Raw genomic sequence first — 17,078 nt, 5'->3', positions numbered from 1 at the left:
GAAAGTTACAGGAGCGATCTTGTCGTACCAGGATCGCAGTGCTAATCTGACTGGCCAGTCGAAAACATTATGCGACTGATCAGTCGAAAAAGGCAAGGGGAAGTTGTGACACGTAAAAAAGAGATCGACAGAGAGCACGTTTTAGATGCTGCTGAAAGCATCATCCTTGAGTCTGGAGGGCGGATATTTACGCTGGATGCCGTCGCGGAGCGTGCTGGCATCAGTAAAGGCGGCCTTGTGTATACCTTTTCATCAAAGGATGGCCTGATATACGCCGTGCTTGAGCGCGAAGTGACGCGTTTCCAGCAGGCAGTCAGCCAGCGTCTTAAAGATACCGCCGCAGGACCACGAGAATTAATTCTTGCGCACATCGAGGAAGCGCTGGAGGAGGAGGATGCTGTAACACAGATGGCGGCGTTTCTTATCACGGCTCTCGTGCATGCGCCAGGTATGCTGGAACCCGTTCGCAACCTGTATCGCTCACTCCTCGAACCACTACGCGAGGCTGGAGAGGAGACGGCCGATGTCAGGCACGCGTTTCTCGCTGTAGAAGGCATATTCCTGCTACGCGGACTGGGGCTCGCTGATATCCCGGCAGGCGAAATAAAATCGGTATTGCGTCACGCGCGTGAAATGATTTTGGCGGCGTTGGCACGAACCCGCTGAGGCAATACAATAAAAGCACCTGTTCAGTAGATGCTTTTATTCAGAAAATATGTCTTAGATTTTGCCCAGCAGAATATTCAACATGCGGCGCAAGGGCTCCGCCGCGCCCCACAATAGCTGATCGCCAACCGTCAGAACCGAATAGATTGGATCGTTGTTAAGTGACATCTTCTTGTAACGGCCAATACCAACCTGAAGCGAACCGCTGATATAAGCCGGGGTCAATTTACTGACGCTTTCAACCTTGTTATTGGGCACATAGTTAACCCAGGGATGAGAATGCGTCACTAACGCTGCGAATTCTTCTTCGCTGACGTCACGCCTGAGCTTCAGGGTGATTGCGGCGCTGTGGCAGCGTATCACGCCAACACGAATACACAATCCATTGACCGGGATCGCACCAGGAGACAAACCAAGAATTTTGTTTGTTTCGGCTTCACCTTTCCACTCTTCACGGCTATTACCATCCCCCAAATCGCTGTCAATCCACGGTATAATACTGCCCATTAAAGGCGCGCCGAAATTCTGTATCGGCATGTCAGCGCTGTTAATTAACGTACTGACTTTATTGACTAAAGGCAGCACTGAACCTGATGATGCCAGTTCATCAGAGGACAAATGCTTACTGATCCAGGCACTTTGAACAATTAATTCCCTGACATATTGCGCCCCCGCACCTGATGCAGACTGATAGGTCATAACGCTCATCCATTCGATCAGGTCAGCCTTAATCAACCCAGCCAGCCCCATAAGACTCAGCGTGATGGAACAGTTGCCACCGACAAAAAGTTTAATTCCCTCTTTAACGGCACGATCAATCGTGGGGCGATTGACGGGGTCGAGAATAATGCAGGCTTTCTCATCCATCCGTAGCGCTGAGGCCGCGTCAATCCAGTAGCCTTGCCAGCCACGATTAATCAAAGCAGGGTAGATTGCTTTTGTGTAATCACCGCCCTGACAGGTAATGATGATATCCATTTCGGCCAGATCACTGATGGAATTAGCATCTTTGAGTGTGTAGCTGACGCCGCCAATGACTGGACCGGCGGCCCCGGCGCTTGAAGTACTGTAAAAATGCGCTGAGATACCGTCGAAGTCGTTCTCTTCGACCATTCTCTGTAATAAAACAGAACCGACCATTCCTCGCCAACCAACAATACCAACCTGCTTCATTTGTTTAGCCTTATCAACGTTACAAGAATGTTAATTTCCGCAGCAGGTTATATCTCATCCCAGGATGAAGATCACTACGGACTGCAGCTAATTCCTTCATTATTAAAATGTTTCATATGACATCAGCGATATTTATACCTGATAAAACCATCAGTTTAAAAACGATCGCAGGCATGACGTGCAATGACTGTGATTGAAGAATGAAAGAGCAGTTATTAAGGAGGGAATCTCTGGCAAAGAGTGAGCCCGGAATTGGCTGCCGGGCCTGGTGAATAGTTCAAAATGAGTGATGATTTTTCTGACAATCAGGCCGCTTTCACAGCCCTGATTTTTTTCGTGTCAGCCGCGTCGGATTCTGTTTTATCCGCTATAGCTGGAGCAGTGAGATCGGGAAGCTTGCTGGTACGCAGAATATGCTGCACGGTCTCTTTCTGCTCGGCGAGATACAGGCCAAGATTTTCAGCCTGCGTTTCATCCATCTGCATTCCGCTTTGCAACAGCCAGTCGGTGAACGCGTCGGCCATATCAAGCAGCTTGTCGTGAGCGTCAGCCTCTTTCTTACTGGCAAATGTCATTTTCTCTTCACCTTTTCTTACGACAACAAATTTTGTTTCAACAGCCATCGTGCACCTCGCTATACTGTATTTATATACAGTATAGCAGCAACAGATCGATGTTGCAGCAAAATATGCATTACTGGCGAAGCTGCTGTGTTTCCGGGCCACCCATACTGCGTCGCCATGCCCCAGGCGCCTGACCATACTGACGCTTGAAGCTGCGGTTGAAGGATTGCTGGGAGTCAAAGCCCAGCGCGATCGCCACGTTCAGAATCGGTTCATCGCTGCGGGATAACCGCTCAACCGATTTTTGCAGCTTTTGCGCGCGAATATACCCGGCGAGGGGATAGCCCGTATGCTCTTTGAACAGGCGCTGGAGGTGCCATTTCGAGTAGCCGGAACGCCTGGCGACGGTCTCAATGTCCAGTCGGCTGTCCAGGTTGTTGTCGATCCAGTCGAGTAAATCATGCATAAATGCGCCAGTGTTCATCTGGTTACCCCCACGCAGCGGATGAAAAAGTATCTTTGTCTGTTGCATTTAAAGGTGGCGCGTTTTTGCAGTAATTGCAAGTTTTATTGTTGCATTTAAATCCCTGACCGAAACGGGTCTTTTCACATCCACTCAAATAGCACATAAAGTGCAACAATTATTCTTGCACTTAGTTAAGCGCCTTCCTACAATCGCCGCGAATAGTGTATTCGCAACTGTTACAGTTTTGTGGCGATGAACGACACAAATGGCCTTAAGACAGCCCCCGGACAAAGGAAGTGGCGCGGTGCCTCCTGCTGCGTCTTGCCCGGTGGCGACAATTATCGGAATAAAAATAATGAGCCTGCAAAAAACCTGGGGTAATTCTCATCTGAGCGCGCTGGGGGCAATGTTGCTCTCCGTGCTGCTCGTCGGATGCGATAACAGCGTCGCGCAAAATGCCGCGCCACCTGCGCCTGCCGTGAGTGCCGCTGACGTGGTGGTGAAATCGATTAGCCAGTGGGATAGCTTTAACGGCCGGATTGAAGCGGTGGAGAGCGTTCAGCTGCGCCCGCGCGTGTCCGGCTACATTGACAAGGTGAATTACACCGACGGCCAGGAAGTGAAGAAGGGCGAGGTGCTGTTCACCATTGATGATCGTACCTATCGCGCCGCGCTGGAACAGGCGCAGGCGAACCTGGCGAGAGCCAAAACGCAGGCCAGCCTCGCGCAAAGTGAGGCTAACCGTACCGATAAGCTGATCAATACCCATCTGGTCTCACGGGAAGAGTGGGAGCAGCGACGTTCGGCTGCCGTTCAGGCGCAGGCCGACATTCGCGCCGCGCAGGCGGCGGTTGACGCAGCCCAGCTCAACCTGGACTTCACCAAAGTGACCGCGCCTATCGATGGTCGCGCCAGCCGGGCGCTGATCACCAGCGGGAACCTGGTGACTGCGGGCGACACTGCCAGCGTCCTCACCACGCTGGTCTCGCAGAAGACGGTGTACGTCTACTTTGACGTGGACGAGTCAACCTATCTTCACTATCAAAACCTGGCCCGCAGCGGGCAGGGGGCGTCCAGCAATCACACGGCGCTGCCGGTTGAGATTGGCCTGACGGGCGAGGAGGGCTATCCCCACCAGGGCAAAGTGGATTTCCTGGATAACCAGCTCACGCCGAGCACCGGGACCATCCGCATGCGCGCGCTGCTGGATAACTCACAGCGTCAGTTCACGCCGGGACTGTTTGCCCGCGTACGCCTGCCGGGCAGCGCGGAGTTCAAAGCCACGCTTATCGACGACAAGGCGGTGCTGACCGATCAGGATCGTAAATACGTCTATATCGTGGATAAAGAGGGGAAAGCGCAGCGTCGCGACATTACGCCGGGACGTCTGGCAGACGGTTTACGCATTGTGCGGCAGGGGCTGAACCCTGGCGACAAAGTCATCGTCGAGGGTTTACAGAAAGTGTTTATGCCGGGTATGCCGGTTAACGCCAAAACCGTTGCCATGACCGCCACCAGCGCCCTCAACTGATCCCTTGACCTGAGAATCCAACCCATGGACTTTTCCCGCTTTTTCATCGACAGGCCGATCTTTGCTGCCGTCCTGTCGATTCTGATTTTTATCACAGGGTTAATCGCCATCCCGCTGTTGCCGGTGAGCGAATATCCTGACGTCGTGCCGCCAAGCGTGCAGGTGCGCGCGGAGTACCCGGGCGCCAACCCGAAAGTGATTGCCGAGACCGTGGCGACGCCGCTGGAAGAGGCGATCAACGGCGTTGAGAACATGATGTACATGAAATCCGTCGCGGGTTCGGACGGCGTGCTGGTGACTACCGTGACCTTCCGTCCGGGGACTGATCCTGACCAGGCGCAGGTTCAGGTGCAAAACCGGGTCGCGCAGGCCGAGGCGCGTCTGCCGGAGGACGTGCGGCGTCTGGGCATTACCACCCAGAAGCAGTCGCCCACGCTGACGCTGGTGGTGCATCTGTTTTCGCCAAACGGTAAGTACGACTCGCTGTATATGCGCAACTACGCCACGCTGAAGGTGAAAGATGAGCTGGCGCGCCTGCCCGGCGTCGGCCAGATCCAGATTTTCGGCTCCGGCGAGTACGCGATGCGCGTCTGGCTGGACCCAAATAAAGTGGCGGCGCGCGGTCTGACCGCCTCGGACGTGGTCACGGCGATGCAGGAGCAAAACGTACAGGTCTCCGCCGGTCAGCTTGGCGCCGAGCCGCTGCCGAAAGAGAGCGATTTCCTGATCTCCATTAACGCCCAGGGCCGCCTGCATACCGAAGAAGAGTTTGGCAATATTGTCCTGAAAACAACGCAGGATGGTACGGTCGTCCGCCTGCGCGACGTGGCGCGGATTGAAATGGGCTCCGGGAGCTATGCGCTGCGTTCCCAGCTGAACAATAAAGACGCGGTCGGGATTGGTATCTTCCAGTCGCCGGGGGCGAACGCCATCGATCTGTCTAACGCGGTGCGCGCGAAAATGGACGAACTGTCCACGCGCTTCCCGGCAGACATGAAGTGGGCGGCACCTTACGATCCGACGGTCTTCGTGCGTGATTCGATCCGTGCGGTGGTGCAGACGCTGCTGGAAGCCGTGGTGCTGGTCGTGCTGGTGGTCATACTGTTCCTGCAAACCTGGCGCGCGTCGATCATTCCGCTGATCGCGGTGCCGGTGTCGGTGGTGGGTACCTTCAGCATTCTCTACCTGCTGGGCTTCTCGCTGAATACCCTCAGCCTGTTCGGGCTGGTGCTGGCCATCGGTATCGTGGTGGACGACGCCATCGTGGTGGTGGAAAACGTCGAGCGAAATATCGAAGAGGGGCTTGCGCCGCTGGCGGCTGCGCACCAGGCGATGCGTGAAGTGTCCGGGCCGATTATCGCGATTGCACTGGTGCTGTGCGCGGTGTTTGTGCCGATGGCGTTTCTGTCGGGCGTTACCGGCCAGTTCTACAAGCAGTTTGCGGTGACGATCGCGATATCTACGGTGATTTCAGCGATTAACTCGCTGACGCTCTCTCCGGCGCTGGCGGCACTGCTGTTAAAGCCGCACGGCGCGCCGAAAGATTTTCCGACCCGGCTTATCGATCGTCTGTTCGGCTGGATTTTCCGTCCGTTTAACCGCTTCTTCCTCCGTAGCTCAAACGGCTATCAAGGACTGGTGGGCAAAACGCTGGGACGACGCGGCGCGGTATTCGTGGTTTATCTGCTGCTGCTTTGTGCCGCAGGCGTCATGTTTAAAGCGGTGCCCGGCGGGTTTATTCCGACGCAGGACAAGCTTTACCTGATCGGCGGCGTGAAAATGCCGGAAGGCTCTTCGCTGGCCCGCACCGATGCGGTGATCCGCAAAATGAGCGAAATCGGGATGAATACCGAAGGCGTGGACTATGCGGTCGCGTTTCCGGGACTGAATGCGCTGCAGTTCACCAATACGCCGAATACCGGGACGGTCTTCTTCGGCCTGAAGCCGTTCGACCAGCGTAAACATTCCGCGGCGGAAATTAACGCGGAGATTAACGCGAAAATCGCGCAAATCCAGCAGGGCTTTGGCTTCTCCATCCTGCCGCCGCCGATTTTAGGGCTGGGTCAGGGGTCGGGCTATTCCCTGTACATCCAGGACCGCGGTGGTCTGGGCTATGGTGCGCTGCAAAATGCGGTGAACACCATGTCCGGTGCGATTATGCAGACGCCGGGGATGCATTTCCCGATCTCAACCTACCAGGCTAACGTGCCGCAGCTGGACGTGCAGGTTGACCGCGATAAGGCGAAAGCGCAGGGCGTGTCGCTGACCGATCTCTTCGGGACGCTGCAAACCTATCTGGGCTCGTCGTACGTCAATGACTTCAACCAGTTCGGACGTACCTGGCGCGTGATGGCACAGGCCGACGGGCAGTTCCGCGACAGCGTGGAAGATATTGCGAATCTGCGCACCCGTAACAGCCAGGGCGAGATGGTACCGATTGGCAGTATGGTGAACATCACGACCACCTACGGGCCGGATCCGGTGATCCGCTACAACGGCTACCCGGCGGCGGACCTGATTGGCGATGCCGACCCGCGCGTGCTCTCATCAGCGCAGGCGATGACGCAGCTGGACGCGATGTCTAAGCAGATCCTGCCGAACGGGATGAACATCGAATGGACGGATCTGAGCTTCCAGCAGGCCACCCAGGGCAACACGGCGCTGATCGTCTTCCCGGTCGCGGTGCTGCTGGCATTCCTGGTCCTGGCGGCGCTGTATGAAAGCTGGACGCTGCCGCTGGCGGTGATCCTCATCGTGCCGATGACCATGCTCTCCGCGCTGTTTGGCGTCTGGCTGACCGGGGGCGATAACAACGTCTTCGTGCAGGTGGGGCTGGTGGTGCTGATGGGGCTGGCCTGTAAAAACGCCATTCTTATCGTGGAGTTTGCCCGCGAGCTGGAAATTCAGGGTAAAGGCATCATGGAGGCCGCGCTGGAGGCGTGCCGCCTGCGTTTACGCCCGATTGTAATGACCTCCATCGCCTTTATTGCCGGGACCATTCCGCTGATCCTCGGCCACGGCGCGGGCGCAGAAGTACGTGGCGTCACCGGGATCACGGTGTTCTCCGGTATGCTGGGGGTGACGCTGTTTGGTCTGTTCCTGACGCCGGTGTTCTACGTGACGCTGCGTAAGTTCGTCACGCGTGGGAAGAAAGAGGAAAGGGACGTGCTGCCTGCGTAGGGACGTTGCTGATAATAAAAAAACCGCCTTCACTGTGAAGGCGGTTTTTTTTCGCAACAGGTAAAACGTTACGATGTTTTTTGATACTGGGCGATGAGATCGGGGAGCGGATCCCAGCCGCTGCTGTCGGCGTTTTTCACCGCTTCCAGGGCACTTGCTACAGTATGGCGGGCCAGTACCGCTAACGACGCCTGCTCGGCCTCTTCGGAAATTGATTTAAAGTACCAGCACGCGTTAGCGCTGACCACGCAGCGAGCCGGTACGTCAGGGCGCGACGCCCACAGCTTTTTATCTTCGATGACCGACAGGTAGATGTCGCGCAGGGTGATCTCTTCCGGCGGGCGACCAAGATGAATGGAGCCGTTACGGCCAAGCGTTGAGACGATAATGCCGTCTCGCGTCAGCGGAACCATCAATTTGCGGATGAAGCTCGGGTTCGCTTCCAGGCCATAGGCCAGAATCGCACTCGTTGAACGTTCACCCAATTGCTCCGCCATCGCTACGCTGAGAACCATCTGCAAAGCTGTCGGGAAGCGGTAATCTAACATTTCTCTGTCCTGGGTTGCGGTGAATCTTGTTCTTTTTGGCACCGCAGAGGTGAATAAGCAATAAACAACAATATAACAAATACGGTAATTATTTTGAAGCAATCTGCGGCATTTGCGATCAAACCCCCTGTTCTGCTTTAGCTAAACGTGCGGTTCGGGAAGTCAACCGTGACCAGGAGGCCACCTTCTGCAGAAGTACTCAGATTTACGCTGCTGTTGTGTTGCTGCGCCACCGCTTTGACGATGGCAAGCCCCAGCCCGCTGCCGCTTTGCACCTGATTGGGATCGCGGAAAAAGCGGTCGAACACGCGCTCCTGCAGCTCGACCGGAATACCCGGGCCCGCATCGGAGACGCGCAGCTGAACGACGCGATCGCCTGCACGCACGTCGACCTGAATCCGCCCGCCCTCGGGGCTGTACTTCACGGCGTTCTCAATGAGATTATCAATCAGCGACACCAGGCGTTCCCTGACGCCTGAGATCCACACTTCATCCTCGGCAAAGAATTCCAGCTCGATCCTGCGCGCAGACGCTAAGGGCTCCAGCTCGGCCATGCGCGCCTGGATGAGCGTCGTCAGCGGCACGGGCTCCATGGCCGTATCAATACGCGCTTCGCTGTGCATCATCAGCAGCAACTGATTGACGAGACGCGCGGCGCGGCTGTTGCTGCGGATCACGCCGGCAAGCAGCTCCTGCTGGCTTTCGCTGATGACCCAGGACTGCAGCGCCTCCACGTTGATGCGCATCGCCGCGAGGGGCGTACGCAGCTCGTGCGCGGCATCCGCGATGAAAACACGCTCCCTTTCCGCGCTTTCACGCACCCTGGCAAGAAAGTCATTGATCGCGTCCACCATCTGGCGAAGCTCTCTGTGCTTCGGTACGGCTTTTAACGGGGAGAGATCGTCCGGCGTGCGTAACGTAATCTCATTGACCACCTTATTCCAGGGACGCATCGCAATGCGTATTGACAGCCACGCGGGAAACAGCAGAAAAGGGAAGCAGACCAGCAGCGGCAGGATGTAGTACCCGCGCGAGTTCAGATAGATAAAGAAGTTCCAGCCGCTGGCTGGGGTGAAAAGGGTAACCTCCACGTCGGAGTGCGGGGATTTGAGGGTGCGACTGGTCCAGGTACGATCACCACTCTGAACATGCTCCAGTTCGCCGAACCGGGTGTTTGTTACCCCTGCGGGCGCACCGTCGGAGGCAAAAATAACGGTATTATTTTTGCGAACGATGAGGTTAATCGACAGCACGGGATCTTCCCCTCCGCCGTAACCTTCACGCAACGCCTTGCTGAAGGCCTCCAGCACGGCGGTACGATCCTGCGGGCGTCCGTCCATACGCTCAGCCAGGGTAAAAACGGTTTCGTACGTTTTACTGCCCGTGAGGATAGGGGGGCTACGCAGGTCCTCCCACAGAATAAAGGTTAAAAAAAGACACCACAGCAGGGTAAGCAGCAGCATCTGGGCGATGATAATTCGCCTTACCAGCGTCGGACGCCTCAGGTGATACCAGACGTTTTGCATTAACCGGTCACCTTCTGTATTGAGACGGTATCAATAACGTACCCGACGCCCCGGACCGTTCGCACATAGCCGTCGCCGATTTTTCGCCGTAAATTTCCCATATGCACGTCGAGCGCGTTGCTGAGGTTCTCTTTGTTGCCGAATATCCTTTCTTCCAGAAACCGCCGGGTCAGCACGCGGTCCGCGCGCAGCATCAACGTTTCCAGCAGCGCGTATTCACTGGCCGTTAAATCGATATGCCGCGCACTCACCGTCACGCGGCGCGTCGGAACATGAAGGGATAGCCCGCGAATTTCTATCGCCTCATTTTCAAAACCGTAGCTGCGCCGTGCAAGGGCTCGCACTCTCGCCAGCAGCTCGGCGAGAATAAAGGGTTTGACGAGATAGTCGTCCGCGCCGGCATCCAGCCCGCACAGGCGATCCTGCAGCGTCCCTCGCGCCGTCAGGATGATGACGGGGATCCCCTTGAGTTGCTGACGTAAACGCGTCATCAGGCTCATGCCATCGCCGTCGGGCAACCCCAGGTCGAGCAAAATAAGTTCCGGCACGCAGACGTCAAGCTGATGCAACGCATCCTCTTTACGGCGAACCCATATGACGTCAAATCCTTGATCTGAGAGGGCGATACGTACGCCATTGCCGAGATCCAGGTCGTCTTCGATAAGTAGAATTTTCACATTGGTAACGGTATCAACCGTGAATGAAGAATAACTTAAGAAAAAAACGGTAGCAGGAAATCTGTCCGGATGACAGCACCTGCCCGCGCTTCAGTGTTTCTTCATTTTCGGCTCATAAGAACCTTAGGGTCACTCTTCAAAATGGGCGTTCCGGCGTTTAACCGCCTGCATCGTCATCATTTGAATCCATAAGGACTTCCTTAATGAGAAATATTGAACTGCGTCATACGTTCCCTCATTTACTTTCGGACCGCTGCCTGAAAACCCTCGTGCCGGGCGTCGTTCTGGCGTTACTGGCTACGCCTGTACTGGCGGAAGAACAGCGCCAGGGTAACGTCTTAACCCTGGGGGGCGGCGTGGATGTGGGGCCGCGCTACTCGGGTTCAGATAAAACCCGCGTCTCAGCGGCTCAGGTAGTGGATTATTCCATGGCAAATGGCTTCTTTATCGGCACCACGCGAGGGATCGGTTACGGTAACAACGTTGGCAACCTGGATTACAGCGCAGCGCTGAGCTATCGAGTTGGCCGTAAAGATAAAGACGTAAGCAGCGATTCGATCAGCTCTGGCAGCGACGAGTTGAGAGGGATGGGAGAGATTAAAGGCTCGGCTATCGTGGTGCCCGGGCTGGGGTACAAGGTGACCGATTGGCTGAATCTGCAGCTGCAGGCTGAGGTTCCGGTGTCTGAGAGAGACAACGGAGAGGCGGTGCATTTCGGCTTAAGCAGCCCGCTCTATACTTCACCAACAAATGCGGTGACGCTGGCGCTGACCGGCAGTTGGGGATCCGACAAGTATATGCAGACGTATTACGGGGTCAACGCCACCCAGTCGGCCGCATCGGGCTTTGCCCGACATGACGCCGGGGCCGGGGTTTATGCCTGGTCGATGAACCTGGACTGGACCCACAAGCTCACCTCTCGCTGGAGCGTACTTGCCTCTGCGGGCGTGACGCAACTGACGGGGGATGCGGGTGATAGTCCCATTGTGCAACGCAAAACGTCGCCTACGGGGAGTTTGAAGGTGACGTACAGTTTTTAATTGTGGGTTGCGGCGGCTGGTGGTCTTGAGCCGTATATAAGCCGCTCCGGTTAAGATGGCGGGGCGGAACCTCTTGCTGACAGTTACAGCACACGTGGTTGACGGTTTTATCTAAAGCTCCATTGTGCTGTGATGACAAACACGGAAGGGATGATAATACCCACATCCATGCCAAAATAAGACGTAAAATTATACTGGAATCCGTGATATATGTAGGGAGAAAATCCTATCCCGGTTACTTTTTTAAAATCATGGTATGAACCATGGTCACCACAATCATCGAATGTATCAAAGAAAAATTCGCCTACATATCCATAGATTCCCTTAAAAACCCAACCGTTATTCCACCCAGCCCAGTCTCTTCTTACGCCGGCAGCCAGACATCTGTCATTAAAGCTGTTTTTCATTGTGCCTAGCACAACACTATATTTCGATGTGTCCGAAAATTTCCTCTCCACGGATATAAACTTGTTTTCAAAGTTCTCCGTGTATTGTCCGTGATTATTTGTCAGATGATAAACGTATGAGCCAGTGTTTATAGAATACAGATTTATTTCATCTGCAGAGCAATTCCATGTAACCAGATAAAAACTTCCGCACCACAGCCATGCGGGGTATCTTTTACGTGCTGTCTGCTTATGTGGAATATTATCCATATTCGCTCACTTTGGCTAACGTACTGAATTTATAAGAGCTAATTTTTGGCCTTCAGCTGTACAAATTTTAGCATACATACGGAAAGTTGAGATCTTGCGTCACGGGAACGGGACAATGTTCGCTTTCGGTGCAGACAACGCGGACCTTGTCAGACAGTTCTATGCGGGTCATCTCAATTCAGTACACGGCTGGCACAGTCCGCCTCTGGTTCGATGCGGACGATCTGACTGAGCTTAAGGTCCGCAGTGAGCAAACGGTGGGCCCACCATTATGCTATTTTTACCAACGGTGAGCGTCTTTCCCGAGGACATCAGCCGGCACTGCGGGCAAGCTCATTTATTTTTGTGCCAGAAACCCGATGATAGTTAACACTCTTGATAACCTGAGCACCGAGGGACTCATAAAATTTCTGCGCCAATGGGTCTGCTGCCACAGATAACCAATCGAGTTGTAAACATCCCCGCTCTTGAGCTCGGCTGGCTATAAAACTCATCAGCTTTCTCCCAACTCCAGCCCTCCGGAAAGGTGCAGAAACAAAAAGCTCTTTAATAAACATTTGCCCGCTGAAACGTGGTGAAGGGTACATCACTGATACACATGAAAACGCAGCAATTACTCCTTCACAAACCACTTTGTGAACTTCGGTATTAGAGTCGACTGCAAGGACCTTATCCCTCAGATATGCGGTCATGTCACTTCTGGACAAGCAAAGATTCTGATTATAATAATTTTCCATCTCGATAAAAATATCAACCAAATCAGGATATTCGTGTGGTTTGCAGATAGTGATGTTCACGCTTGTCTCCTTAAGCAAATTGTATCAATTTAAAATTAACACAAAAGCAATAAAGCTATATCAATAAAGGTGTCTACCGCAAATTGTGAAAATAACGCAGTTGTTCCATAGTTGCTTAAGCAGTTTTGAGCGAGGAGCGGAGGCTGTCTTTTATCCTCGCCGATCTGTCTGACGTATGTATCACAGATTCATAGGCTCATGAGTATGAGCGGAGATTGCATATGCTTATTTATAACGTTTTTGGACGTCATATGGCGTTCAGCGTAAGAACGATCGGTGGCTAGTATTTCGCGCTGACCTGACCGAGAGAAAGTTTTCTCGACTCTATGACATCGCTATTCCAGACGATATGAGAGAAGGTGAGATTGCCAGCGTGCAGCACTGCAGCATCCGGCCAGGCCAACTCCGGCCTAGGGGGAGTTTATGAACTATGTTTAATACCCGTCAGAATAGTACGATGGCTGTAGTTTTATCATTAACTGAGCGGCGGGGCCTCCGTCCGGAGCATTTGAAAGCCAGAACCTCACTTAAAAGTGTGGCAACATTTCGTGGGTAATATTCATGTCCGGAGAATAACGTGTTCGGAAAGCTATTGTTGAACTACATGCCAGGGCTACAAAATTTGTTGGCCTACGATAAAAGCTGGCTAAAACATGATGTTAAAGCGGGGTTATCCGTTGCGGCTGTCGCGCTCCCTGTTGCGATTGCTTACGCTGAGCTGGCGGGTGTGGGGGCAATTGTAGGGCTCTATTCCTGCGTTTTACCAATGATAGCTTACGCACTATTTGGCTCTTCACGCCAGCTTATTGTGGGCCCTGATGCCACAACCTGCGCGGTGATTGCTGCCGTCGTATTTCCGCTTTCTGCCGGGAATCCCGAACTGCACTGGCAGCTGACGATCATCATGACATTAATGATGGGCGGGTGGTGTTTGCTTGCCAGTAAATTTCGCCTGGGCGCGCTTGCCGATCTGCTGTCGCATCCCATTCTTACCGGTTTACTTAATGGCGTAGCCGTGACGATTATCGTCGGGCAAGTAGGCAAGGTATTGGGGATCAAGCTTGATGAGGCGCAGGTTATTGAAAAAATAATCGCCTTGCCAGGTCGACTTTCAGATAGCCATTTATTAACCGTAGGAATATCCCTTTTTACGTTAATTATTTTAATGGTGATCAAGACGTACCGAAGCCAGTGGCCAGCACCTTTAATCGCCATTGTGATAACAACGGCACTGGTATGGGGGACCTCGGCACAACAATATGGCATTGCCACGATTGGGGGAGAAGGTTTCCAGTCTGGTTTACCGGTCGTCCACTGGGGGGCGTTCCAGCCGGGGCCGATGCGTGATTTGGTGATCCCGGCGCTGAACCTGGCGTTGGTCAGTTTTGTCAGTCTGATGCTGACCGCCCGCAGTTTCGCAGCGAAAAATGGCTACGAAATTAATGCGGATGCAGAGTTCCGTGCGCTGGGTATTGCGAACATTATGTCGGGGTTATCTCAGGGGTTTGCTATCAGTGGTGCCGATTCCCGGACCGCGGTGAATGATTCGGTTGGGGGAAAAAGCCAGCTGGTTTCCGTGGTCGCCGCCTTGATCATCGGTATTGTCGTGCTGTTTTTCACTCAGCCATTACAATACATTCCGGTATCTGCGTTAGGTATTGTTCTAATGTATGCATCATGGTCATTAATCGATTTACGTGGGTTATGGAACCTGAGGCGCAGAAATAAACAGGCATTTCGCCTGGCCTTCTTCACGTTTGGCTGTGTTTTAATTATCGGCGTTATCCAGGGGATTGGCCTTGCGGTATTGCTTGGGTTGTTACAATTCCTTCGTACGGTGTTTCGTCCCTCTGAGCACCTGCTGGGCACTGACGAAGAGGGAATGATTCACTCGTTAGGGAATACCACCGATATTAAAATGGTCCCGGGCGTGCTGATGTATCGATTTAACTCACCGTTGACCTATTTTAATGTGGCTTATTTTAAACGTCGGGTATTGAACCTGGTTGATGGGGCAGCCATACAACCTAAATGGGTGGTTATTGATGCCGTTGCCTGCTTCACCTATTCAGACATCAGTGTCCTGGCAACCATTAATGAGTTAAAGCGTGACCTGAAAGGCCGACAGATTAAATTAATCCTTGCGGGCAGGAAAACGGAGTTAACACGCTGGTTTAAAGACAGTCGGCCAACAATGAATGATGATGACATGATTCTGGCGCCAGACCTTTACCTGGCACTTCGGTTCATTCAAAGCAAAGAGAGTGCGAGTGAGGGGGGATCAGTCGGTGATACATAACCAAATACTGGTTAAAGGCTTGTAACGCATGCTACTGGCAGGCAGGGAACACTCACAATTTCTACCACCGAGGCTCAGTTACTGTTGGCCTGGACAGTGAGGTGTTCCTAGCCTGTCTTACCTTCTTCTGCCATCTATCTCAGTAAAAACTGAATCAGCTGAACAAAGATATACACTGCCGCCGCCACTCGTATTGCCTGCCAACCCCATCTGAGATAGCGCCATTCATAGCGTTCTCTGGCATTAGCCTCTGCTATAGCGGAGTCATAACGCTTTTTTTTCTTTCTCCTGACTACGTCTATTACCCACAGGATGAGAATAAAGATAATGATAGTTTTCAGAAATATGGGATTATCCACTAAAAATGACTCCGGTTTGTTCGCTGAAAAAGCAGAATAGATGAACAGTCGTCACGTATCCACCACTAAATGTGGGGGTATGCGGGAGGTTTTATCCTGATTCGATTTTGAGATGACCCTGCCCATAGCCGGTTTCTCCGCTGTGAATGCGCAATCTGTGGTGCGACGTATCAGGCTGACGGCTATAAGCAAGGAGCGGACCTTGAGTACCATTCATTTTTGCCGGAACAAAAATAGATAGGGCAGTGCCTACAAATAAATAAACTCATAATTCACAATATAACTTCCAATATTATTCACACGAGCCGTTACCCATACCCCAGTCATTCCCTGCTTACGGTGGCTGTGCAGATATTCTTTGTTTGTACAAAGTTGAATCCATCTGTTGGTGTTCTGATCTTTTAACCAGAGACCCGCTTCACAATGGCCATACTTACCTCTCGAAGGCCCCGGAAAGACAACCTCATATTCAGATTCATAGCCAATTATTTTGTCCGGGAAGAGATAGACATAAATATCATAACCATTTACGCTCAATACAAACCCAAGGCAAAAACCGCATAAGAAAGTATTGGCAAAGTATTTTAAAGTTTGGTTAAAGGCGTGCACAAAAAAAGCACGTATAACCAAAAGCGCGCCAATCACGACTCCAACAGAAATATACGTGGTCAATTCAGGAATCGATTTTTGCAAAATGGTATAATTGGAGATGCTTGTTGTCCATGACATATACCAGATCCATGCACCTAAAATGGTAAATGTTATGGCTGTTATAAGTAGTCTTTTAAACTTATTTTCGGAAGGGCGTTTTCCAGTCATTTTTTATTTTGTATGTATCAACAGATAGCATCATTTTTTTAGGAAAGGCCATTATATATCATCAATCTTAACATGACTCATGTTTCGATATGAATTTTTTAAACGCTATCTTCTGAGTGCTGCTTGCCCGCTACCCGCGAGCAAGCCACATCCCTTAGCGATACAGCGTCTTTTCCGCAACCGGAATAAGGAGCCCGGATCGCCATTCCGCGAGCGTCAGCTGCGCAAGCTTACCCAGCGCGGTATAAAACGGATGTCCGGCGTTGTCGACAAACACGGACAGGAAGCGGGTGCTCCACGGCAGCAGGTGCCACGCCAGAAGCTGAGCGCACTCCGCATCGCGGCCGTTCTCGGCCAGCCAGGCCGCGAGCAGCAGCAACGTCCCGAAGTGATCTTCCGGTTCATTCTGCTGCATTTCAAATGCGATAGCGTTCTCCCGCATCCACTGGCGCAGCGCGAGGGTCGAGTCGCCGAACAGTACGGATTCGCGGTCAAGCCAGACGGAGCCCCACGGTGGCGCGGGTAGGGCGTAAGGGCCAACAAACAGCCGTTGCCAGGCGTCCTTCAGCGGCTCATCGGCAGACGCGGCAAAGGTGTCAGCTACAGGCTGCAGCGTTTCCGGGGGCAGGGGCCAGTCCTGAATCCAATCCCCTGCGGTGAGGGCCTGCACCAGCGGCGCGGCCTGCTCGCTGTCTGGCGCGAAATAAAACAGCGCGCCCAGCACCCGGGCGCTGAACGCGAACGATTCACGATGTGAGACATCTTTCATTACATCTTC

16 protein-coding genes and 1 pseudogene are annotated in these 17,078 nt (G+C 53.1%); 6 read left to right on the top strand and 11 right to left on the bottom strand.

The window, feature by feature from the left end; genetic code table 11:
- Positions 1–105: 105 nt before the first annotated feature.
- Positions 106–666, top strand: a complete 561-nt coding sequence (locus tag ACMGGE_RS06565) for a TetR/AcrR family transcriptional regulator (protein WP_262821996.1) — start codon at positions 106–108, stop codon at positions 664–666.
- A gap of 54 nt (positions 667–720) precedes the next feature.
- Here ACMGGE_RS06565 and asd read toward each other — a convergent pair whose 3' ends face one another.
- The 3 genes from asd to ACMGGE_RS06550 all read right to left on the bottom strand — a co-directional run bounded on the left by asd (position 721) and on the right by ACMGGE_RS06550 (position 2,886).
- Positions 721–1,839, bottom strand: a complete 1,119-nt coding sequence (gene asd / locus ACMGGE_RS06560; RefSeq protein WP_196364659.1) for an aspartate-semialdehyde dehydrogenase — start codon at positions 1,837–1,839, stop codon at positions 721–723.
- A gap of 305 nt (positions 1,840–2,144) precedes the next feature.
- Positions 2,145–2,462, bottom strand: a complete 318-nt coding sequence (locus ACMGGE_RS06555; protein WP_111966774.1) for a YebG family protein — start codon at positions 2,460–2,462, stop codon at positions 2,145–2,147.
- Between the two features lie 70 nt (positions 2,463–2,532).
- Positions 2,533–2,886 (bottom strand): helix-turn-helix domain-containing protein, encoded by a 354-nt coding sequence (locus ACMGGE_RS06550; RefSeq protein WP_196346236.1) that lies wholly within the window; start codon positions 2,884–2,886, stop codon positions 2,533–2,535.
- A gap of 337 nt (positions 2,887–3,223) precedes the next feature.
- Here ACMGGE_RS06550 and ACMGGE_RS06545 point away from each other — a divergent pair, with 337 nt between their 5' ends.
- A complete protein-coding gene (locus tag ACMGGE_RS06545) occupies positions 3,224–4,399 on the top strand; it encodes an efflux RND transporter periplasmic adaptor subunit (protein ID WP_023292563.1) in 1,176 nt (391 codons plus the stop codon).
- A 24-nt stretch (positions 4,400–4,423) separates the two neighbouring features.
- On the top strand, positions 4,424–7,579 hold the full coding sequence (gene oqxB / locus ACMGGE_RS06540; protein ID WP_021241210.1) for a multidrug efflux RND transporter permease subunit OqxB: 3,156 nt from the start codon (positions 4,424–4,426) through the stop codon (positions 7,577–7,579).
- A gap of 68 nt (positions 7,580–7,647) precedes the next feature.
- Here the strand turns inward: oqxB and ACMGGE_RS06535 are convergent, their stop codons facing one another.
- The 3 genes from ACMGGE_RS06535 to ACMGGE_RS06525 all read right to left on the bottom strand — a co-directional run bounded on the left by ACMGGE_RS06535 (position 7,648) and on the right by ACMGGE_RS06525 (position 10,330).
- A complete protein-coding gene (locus tag ACMGGE_RS06535; RefSeq protein WP_025760257.1) occupies positions 7,648–8,127 on the bottom strand; it encodes an RrF2 family transcriptional regulator in 480 nt (159 codons plus the stop codon).
- 137 nt (positions 8,128–8,264) lie between these two features.
- Positions 8,265–9,653, bottom strand: a complete 1,389-nt coding sequence (locus tag ACMGGE_RS06530) for a HAMP domain-containing sensor histidine kinase (protein WP_334761812.1) — start codon at positions 9,651–9,653, stop codon at positions 8,265–8,267.
- Positions 9,653–10,330: a response regulator transcription factor gene (locus ACMGGE_RS06525; RefSeq protein WP_025911426.1), complete on the bottom strand. Its 678-nt coding sequence runs from the start codon at positions 10,328–10,330 to the stop codon at positions 9,653–9,655. The genes ACMGGE_RS06530 and ACMGGE_RS06525 overlap by 1 nt, the downstream gene beginning before the upstream one ends.
- A gap of 203 nt (positions 10,331–10,533) precedes the next feature.
- Between ACMGGE_RS06525 and ACMGGE_RS06520 the strand changes: the two genes are divergently transcribed.
- Entirely contained in the window at positions 10,534–11,370 is an 837-nt protein-coding gene (locus ACMGGE_RS06520) for a MipA/OmpV family protein (protein ID WP_111966771.1), read from the top strand.
- Between the two features lie 107 nt (positions 11,371–11,477).
- On the opposite strand, the gene ACMGGE_RS06515 is transcribed toward ACMGGE_RS06520, so the two are convergent.
- Together ACMGGE_RS06515 and ACMGGE_RS06510 are read right to left on the bottom strand one after the other, a co-directional pair.
- The gene (locus tag ACMGGE_RS06515; protein WP_231597206.1) at positions 11,478–12,026 is read right to left on the bottom strand and encodes a hypothetical protein; all 549 of its coding nucleotides are present in this window, start codon (positions 12,024–12,026) and stop codon (positions 11,478–11,480) included.
- Positions 12,027–12,337: 311 nt separating this feature from the next.
- Positions 12,338–12,823, bottom strand: a complete 486-nt coding sequence (locus ACMGGE_RS06510) for a GNAT family N-acetyltransferase (protein WP_050595294.1) — start codon at positions 12,821–12,823, stop codon at positions 12,338–12,340.
- 221 nt (positions 12,824–13,044) lie between these two features.
- Here ACMGGE_RS06510 and ACMGGE_RS06505 point away from each other — a divergent pair.
- A pseudogene (locus ACMGGE_RS06505) lies at positions 13,045–13,190 on the top strand (DUF7661 family protein); the annotation flags it as partial.
- Between the two features lie 210 nt (positions 13,191–13,400).
- The gene (locus ACMGGE_RS06500; protein ID WP_420293556.1) at positions 13,401–15,122 is read left to right on the top strand and encodes a SulP family inorganic anion transporter; all 1,722 of its coding nucleotides are present in this window, start codon (positions 13,401–13,403) and stop codon (positions 15,120–15,122) included.
- Positions 15,123–15,256: 134 nt separating this feature from the next.
- On the opposite strand, the gene ACMGGE_RS06495 is transcribed toward ACMGGE_RS06500, so the two are convergent.
- The 3 genes from ACMGGE_RS06495 to dmsD form a co-directional block, all read right to left on the bottom strand.
- Entirely contained in the window at positions 15,257–15,481 is a 225-nt protein-coding gene (locus tag ACMGGE_RS06495; protein WP_045910408.1) for a hypothetical protein, read from the bottom strand.
- A gap of 249 nt (positions 15,482–15,730) precedes the next feature.
- Positions 15,731–16,300, bottom strand: a complete 570-nt coding sequence (locus ACMGGE_RS06490) for a hypothetical protein (protein ID WP_420293555.1) — start codon at positions 16,298–16,300, stop codon at positions 15,731–15,733.
- A gap of 154 nt (positions 16,301–16,454) precedes the next feature.
- Positions 16,455–17,069, bottom strand: coding sequence for a Tat proofreading chaperone DmsD (gene dmsD, locus ACMGGE_RS06485; RefSeq protein ID WP_196364648.1), 615 nt, complete (start codon positions 17,067–17,069; stop codon positions 16,455–16,457).
- Positions 17,070–17,078 lie beyond the last annotated feature (9 nt).

It is taken from the genome of Enterobacter sp. BNK-22, assembly GCF_048684805.1.
Taxonomy (GTDB): Bacteria; Pseudomonadota; Gammaproteobacteria; order Enterobacterales; family Enterobacteriaceae; genus Enterobacter; species Enterobacter quasiroggenkampii.
This window is presented reverse-complemented; position numbering and strand designations above follow the sequence as displayed.